Source organism: uncultured Campylobacter sp., from assembly GCF_938045775.1.
Classification (GTDB): Bacteria; Campylobacterota; Campylobacteria; order Campylobacterales; family Campylobacteraceae; genus Campylobacter_B.
Window position 1 is genome coordinate 1 of record NZ_CALIBH010000204.1, and the last position, 6,075, is coordinate 6,075.

The window sequence follows — 6,075 nt, forward strand, 5'->3', positions numbered from 1 at the left end:
CAAAATGCAAGAATCAAAAGTAGTTTCTTCATCTTTTCTCCTTAAATTTAATTTGATTTCGCAATCTCGGTTAATCTTATATTAAGTTTATGAAGTTTATTATCCGGCGATTTTGAAAATTTTTGCTCCGAAAGCCCCTTTAAAAATCTGTCAAGCTTTTGGTTAAATTTTATATCGCGACCTAACTCGATAATTTTATAACCCACCACTCGTCCGTCCGCGCCGAAAGTAACCTCGACCGCTGCGTCATCGTTAGTGGTAGCATCTTGTTTTAGCCACAGATATTCTAGCTTCTTTACAATATCTCCATAATAAGCCCTAAATTCTTTAGAATTTTGAATTTCAGTGTTTAAATTTGAAGAGGTAGAATTTTTAGCAGAATCCACATCTTCTGCAAAAAGCATACAGCAAAAGGCAAAAATACCAAAAAATTTTTTCACTATTTTCCTTACAAAATTCTAATTCGACTTCATCACATCAGACATCTTAGTCTTGATTTCGTGTGGCTCTCCATCCGGAGACTTCGGAAAGCTCTGAGTCGAAAGATTATCCAAGAAATCCCGCAGCTTCTGGTTAAATTCCGTCTCTCTTCCCAGCTCATCGATTTTATAATCCACAACTCGTCCATCTGCACCGAAAGTTATACTAATCGTCGCATCGTCTTTCGCAGTCACTACGTAGCGGCTCCATAGAACCTGAAGCCTCTTTTCTATCGCGCCGAGGTAGGCGTTAAATTCTCCCGTCCTTTGCGTCCTGCCGCCAAGCTTATCGGATTTGACGACAGCATTTTTAGATGCCGCTTTATCCTTAGCACTAGAGGTGGCGGTTTCTTTATCGGACTTTTTGTTACTCTGAACGGCGTCGCTAGCTTTAGCGCTCTCCTCAAGCTTCTTATTGTCTTTGGTCGTATCCGAAAAAAGATCGCTCAAGCTCGGTTTTTCCTCTTTTTTTGGCTCCGGCTTAACTTCCTCTTTTTTCTCTACTACTTTTTCGGAAGGTTTATCTTCCAACTTAGGCTCAGGCTTGGGCTCCTCTTTTTTGGGCTCAGCTTTAGGCTCGTCCTTTTTAGGTTCCGGTTTTGGCTCTTCCTTCGGCTTTTCGGGCTCTTTCGGCTTCGCCTGCACCGGAGGCGGCGGAACTACTTGCGCCGTAGTCTTAATTTTATCCTCCGGCACATCCTTCACATTCTTATTGTCAAACTCGCCTTGCTTTGTTTCTTTAGCGATTTCAGGCGCGGACGGAAGTTTATCATCTATTTCGAAATCAAAAGTAACATCCATATAATCGTTGGGATTGTCAGTATATTTTTTAAATTTTTCCTGCGGCTTTGAAATTTGATATAAAAGAACAAAAATCACCAGCAGATAGGCAAAAAGGGCGATTAAAAACGATTTGAAATTATCGTATTTAACCCCCGTAAAATTTGAATAATTAGCCATTTGTTTGAAGAGCGACTTTAGTAAAACCCGCTTGCTTTAAGCTCTTTAAGACAAACATTACATCGTCATAAACGAGTCTCTTATCGGCTTGGATATAGACGGGTTTTTCCAAGCTATACTTGCCGGTGCCTTTAAGCAATACGAGATTATCTGGGAATTCAGATAGGATCATCGAGCTTTTGTCGATATAAACCTTGCGATCTTCGCCGATACGCACAAGCAAGAATTCCGCGGTATTTTCCGAAACCTGTGCTTTTGAGCCACTAGGCAGTTCGATCTTTTCATCGTAGATAATCGCCGTTTGCGCGACCATTAAAATCGCTAGCAAAACAAGCATAATATCGACGAGCGGAGTGATATTTAACTCTGGATTTTCGTCGAAATTATACATTAAATAGCTTTTCCAGTGTTTGCTTTAAATAGCAAAATATCCGCTGTACGATTTATAATGCTCATAACTTCGTATGCTTTGCGTTTTATAAGTAAGCTAAAGGTGTATGCGGGTATCGCTACAAAAATTCCACATCCTGTGGCAACCAGGGCCTCGCTAATCGCAGGAGCGATAGTATCGATGCCGGAATTTCCACCGCCGAGCTTGGAAAATGTGTGAAGTATGCTAACAACTGTACCGAACAGCCCGATAAACGGCGAGGTGGAGGCGACGATAGATAGCCAGGTAAGTCCGCTAGTGGAGTCGCGTTCGGCTTTACCTTTATAAATTTCCAAGGCTTCTTTTGAAATTTTATCGGTATTTACTTTTTGAAAAATAGAGCCCGAAAGCGAAATCCTACCACCCATCAGCAAGGATTCAAGTGCCTTTGCTTCGCGATGCTGCCATGCGCTAAGCCCTACATATCTGGAGATCAAAATCGTAAAGGTTACGATAAAATAGATGGATAACCAAGAGAGCACGAATATCGTAATAAACGTGCTTCTTGAAAAATAACTTAAAATTAGATCTAGCATATTTAACTTTGCCTTGCGAATTCGTCAACTCTAGCCATAATCGCTGCGGAATTTGCCGCATCGGAGCTAATGGACGCAAGCATATCTTTGGCGCGCTGCAAAGACTTCGCTACGGCGCTTTCGCTATCGCCCCCGATAGCCACGGCTTGAGTGGCTAGAATAGTAGTTTTTTCTTCTGTGACTTCCAAAAATCCGTCGTTTACCAAAACAAGCTGTTTTTTGTCATCTTTATCCACGATCTCGACGACTCCGCCTTCGCTTTTATCTTTAAGCCCCGTTAGCAAGCTCGCATGCCCTGGCAAAATACCCATTTCACCAGTAATGCCAGGAAGCTGGACGGATTTGACATCACCCGAAAAGACCATCCCTTCGGGCGTAACGATATCTAAAAGCAAAAATTCTTTCATCTTAAAATTCCTATGCTTTCATCTTTTCGGCTTTTGCCACTACCTCGTCGATATTTCCTACCATGTAAAAGGCATTTTCCGGCAGATCGTCGTATTTGCCCTCTAAAATTCCTTTAAATCCCGCGATAGTCTCCTCTAGCGAGATATATTTGCCCGGGCTTCCGGTAAATACCTCGGCTACGAAAAACGGCTGAGATAGGTAGCGCTCGATCTTTCTAGCGCGCTCGACTACGAGTTTATCCTCTTCGCTAAGCTCGTCCATACCCAAAATCGCGATAATGTCTTGCAAGTCTTTGTATTTTTGAAGCACTGCTTGGACGCCGCGAGCGACCTTGTAATGCTCCTCGCCGATGATTTGCGGATCAAGCATTCTTGAGGTCGAATCAAGCGGATCGACGGCAGGATAAATTCCTTTTTCGGCGATCGCTCTGTTTAAAACGGTCGTCGCATCAAGGTGCGCGAAAACGGTCGCCGGCGCAGGGTCGGTAAGGTCGTCCGCGGGCACGTAAACGGCCTGAACGGAGGTGATGGAGCCCTTTTTAGTAGAAGTAATTCGCTCTTGCAGTTTACCCATTTCGCTAGCAAGTGTAGGCTGATAGCCGACCGCAGATGGAATTCGTCCTAAAAGCGCGGACATCTCCGAACCCGACTGCGAGAAGCGGAAGATATTGTCAATAAACATCAAAACGTCAAGCCCAAGCTCGTCGCGGAAATACTCGGCCATCGTAAGACCGGTTAGCGCGATACGGTTTCTCGCACCCGGCGGCTCATTCATCTGACCATAGGTCAAGGCAACTTTATCCAAAACGCCCGATTCTTTCATCTCGTTATAAAGGTCATTTCCCTCTCTCGTTCGCTCGCCGACGCCAGCAAATACGGAGTAACCGCTGTGTTTGAAAGCGACGTTGTGAATCAGCTCCATGATGATGACGGTCTTACCGACGCCAGCACCGCCGAATAGACCCACCTTGCCACCCTTTGCGTAAGGGGCTAGCAGATCGACTACCTTAATGCCGGTTTCAAAAATTTCACTCTTCGTGCTTTGATTTTCAAAGCTAGGCGGATCTCTGTGAATGGACCAGCGGGTTTCAAATTTTTCATCCTCGCCTTCGTCGATCAGATCGCCTGTGACGTTAAAAATTCTGCCCAAAACCTTCTCGCCCACTGGCACCGTAATAGGCGCGCCCAAAGCGACGGCCTCAAGCCCTCGCCTAAGTCCGTCGCTCATATCCATAGCGATCGTGCGGACACGATTGTCTCCAAGGTGCGCGGCTACCTCTAGGATCAGCCTACGATGAGCGCCTTCGACGTCAAATTTAACCTCGATAGCTTCGTTAATCTTCGGTAAGTAGTCCTTGAAATCGACATCGACCACGGGACCCATTACCTGAGAAATTATTCCTTTCATCCGTTTTCCTTTCATTTCATTGATTCGACGCCGCTTATGATCTCGATAAGCTCAGTCGTGATAGAGCCTTGTCTGGCTTTGTTATATGCTAAATTTAACTGTGATACGCGTTCTTTGGCGTTGTTTGTTGCATTCTCCATAGCGTTCATTCTCGAGCAGTGCTCCGCCGCCAAAGAGTCAATAAGCGCATAATACATGCTGTAGCTAAGATAGCTCTGGATTAAATTTAACATCAATGTTTCTTCGTCCTCAGGGCTTTCAACCTCTACTTCCAATGTAGATGTTTTTAAAGCGTCCTCATTAATCGCAGGTTCACCGATCGGCACCAGAGTATTTACCCGCATCTCTTGGGTAATCATATTCAAATAGCCGTTATGGATAAGTATGACTTCATCGGTTTTACCTTCGTTAAAATCCTTAACCGCGGCCTGGACGATTTCGTTAGCTTTCTCAGACGATGGAGATGAGCTCACGCCGATATATCGCTCCAAAAGCTCAATGCCTTGAAAATCAAAATACTCTATCCCCTTTTTGCCGACGGCGCGAAGGCGAACCTTGATCTTTTTAGCTTTAAGCTCCTCAATCAAAGCTTTGATCTTTTTGATGGTGTTGATATTAAAACCGCCGCAAAGCCCTTTATCTGCGGTAATAAACAGCAAATCAACCACCTTTACTTCCCGCGTGGTATCAAAAATTCTAAGTTTTTCGTCGTTGCCTGAATTATTGCCTACGTAGTTTTTAACGCGCGCAGAAATTTCACCCAAGACCTCGTTAATCTTCACCGCATAAGCACGCGAGCGCATCGCCGCCTCTTTAGTGTTTTTAAGCTTGACGTTGGAGACCAGCTTCATAGCTTTGGTAGTCTTCTCCGTATTTCTGACGCTTTTGATTTGAAGTTTTATATCCTTTAAATTTGCCATAATTTAGCCTTTTTAAGCGGCAAAGGTCGCTTTAAAGTCATTTAGAGCCTTGATTAAATTTTCTTCCAAATCCTTCTCGATGGTCTTTTTGCTTCTAATCTCTTCAAAAATCTCAGGGTATTTCGCCTCGATATATGGATAGAGCTCAGCTTCGAATTTACCAATCGAACTCGTAGGCACGTCGTCTAAAAATCCGCGGCTCCCTGCAAAGATGATAACCACTTGATTTTCGACCGGAAGCGGCGAATAAGGAGGTTGCTTTAAAATTTCGACCATTCTTTGTCCGCGATCCAGCTGCTTACGGCTACTCTCGTCCAAATCGCTCGCAAACTGCGCAAACGCCTGAAGCTCACGGTATTGAGCGAGATCTAGGCGCAAGGTTCCCGAGACCTTTTTGATCGCTTTAATCTGTGCAGAACCGCCGACGCGGCTAACCGAAAGACCCACGTTGATCGCAGGACGAATTCCTGAGTTAAATAGACCAGATTCTAGGAAAATTTGACCGTCAGTGATAGAGATTACATTTGTAGGGATATATGCCGAAACGTCGCCTGCCTGCGTCTCGATAATAGGAAGCGCCGTTAGGCTGCCTGCGCCGAGTGCGTCGCTTAGCTTACTGGCACGCTCAAGCAGGCGGGAGTGCAGGTAAAATACATCGCCAGGATACGCCTCGCGTCCCGGCGGGCGGCGCAAGATAAGCGACATCTCGCGATACGCAACCGCGTGTTTGCTCAAATCATCGTAAATGATAAGCGCGTGGCGGGAGTTATCTCTGAAATACTCACCCATCGTGCAGCCCGAATATGGCGCCAAGTATTGAAGCGCAGCCGCCTCGCTAGCACCCGCCGCAACTACGATCGTATAATCCATCGCACCGTACTCTTCAAGCTTTTTAACGACTTGCGCGACGGTGGATTGTTTCTGACCGATTGCTA

Annotated in this window: 8 protein-coding genes; all 8 read right to left on the reverse strand. The window is 45.1% G+C overall.

The genetic code is table 11. The features are described 5' to 3' along the window. Positions 1 to 47: 47 nt before the first annotated feature. Complete coding sequence (locus tag Q0238_RS08050) at positions 48 to 440, reverse strand: TonB C-terminal domain-containing protein (RefSeq protein WP_297944866.1); 393 nt, start codon at positions 438 to 440, stop codon at positions 48 to 50. A gap of 18 nt (positions 441 to 458) precedes the next feature. Continuing rightward, a complete protein-coding gene (locus tag Q0238_RS08055) occupies positions 459 to 1,439 on the reverse strand; it encodes a TonB C-terminal domain-containing protein (RefSeq protein WP_297944869.1) in 981 nt (326 codons plus the stop codon). Beyond that, a complete protein-coding gene (locus tag Q0238_RS08060; RefSeq protein ID WP_297881203.1) occupies positions 1,432 to 1,830 on the reverse strand; it encodes a biopolymer transporter ExbD in 399 nt (132 codons plus the stop codon). Before Q0238_RS08060 ends, Q0238_RS08055 begins: the two co-directional genes overlap by 8 nt. Continuing rightward, positions 1,830 to 2,405: a MotA/TolQ/ExbB proton channel family protein gene (locus tag Q0238_RS08065; RefSeq protein WP_297944872.1), complete on the reverse strand. Its 576-nt coding sequence runs from the start codon at positions 2,403 to 2,405 to the stop codon at positions 1,830 to 1,832. Before Q0238_RS08065 ends, Q0238_RS08060 begins: the two co-directional genes overlap by 1 nt. Before the next feature lie 2 nt (positions 2,406 to 2,407). Continuing rightward, entirely contained in the window at positions 2,408 to 2,812 is a 405-nt protein-coding gene (gene atpC / locus Q0238_RS08070) for an ATP synthase F1 subunit epsilon (protein WP_297944874.1), read from the reverse strand. Positions 2,813 to 2,822: 10 nt separating this feature from the next. Then, positions 2,823 to 4,220 (reverse strand): F0F1 ATP synthase subunit beta, encoded by a 1,398-nt coding sequence (gene atpD, locus Q0238_RS08075; RefSeq protein WP_005869634.1) that lies wholly within the window; start codon positions 4,218 to 4,220, stop codon positions 2,823 to 2,825. Positions 4,221 to 4,231: 11 nt separating this feature from the next. After that, a complete protein-coding gene (gene atpG / locus Q0238_RS08080; protein WP_297900610.1) occupies positions 4,232 to 5,140 on the reverse strand; it encodes an ATP synthase F1 subunit gamma in 909 nt (302 codons plus the stop codon). 12 nt (positions 5,141 to 5,152) lie between these two features. Then, positions 5,153 to 6,075: F0F1 ATP synthase subunit alpha (gene atpA / locus Q0238_RS08085; RefSeq protein ID WP_297944879.1), on the reverse strand; the 923-nt coding region annotated here is incomplete at its 5' end.

Excerpts from the sequence above, each read along its gene's own strand:
- Q0238_RS08055 (WP_297944869.1), bottom strand. The coding sequence starts at position 1,439 with ATGGCTAATTATTCAAATTTTACGGGGGTTAAATACGATAATTTCAAA.
- Q0238_RS08060 (WP_297881203.1), bottom strand. The coding sequence starts at position 1,830 with ATGTATAATTTCGACGAAAATCCAGAGTTAAATATCACTCCGCTCGTC.
- Q0238_RS08065 (WP_297944872.1), bottom strand. The coding sequence starts at position 2,405 with ATGCTAGATCTAATTTTAAGTTATTTTTCAAGAAGCACGTTTATTACG.
- atpC (WP_297944874.1), bottom strand. The coding sequence starts at position 2,812 with ATGAAAGAATTTTTGCTTTTAGATATCGTTACGCCCGAAGGGATGGTC.
- atpD (WP_005869634.1), bottom strand. The coding sequence starts at position 4,220 with ATGAAAGGAATAATTTCTCAGGTAATGGGTCCCGTGGTCGATGTCGAT.
- atpG (WP_297900610.1), bottom strand. The coding sequence starts at position 5,140 with ATGGCAAATTTAAAGGATATAAAACTTCAAATCAAAAGCGTCAGAAAT.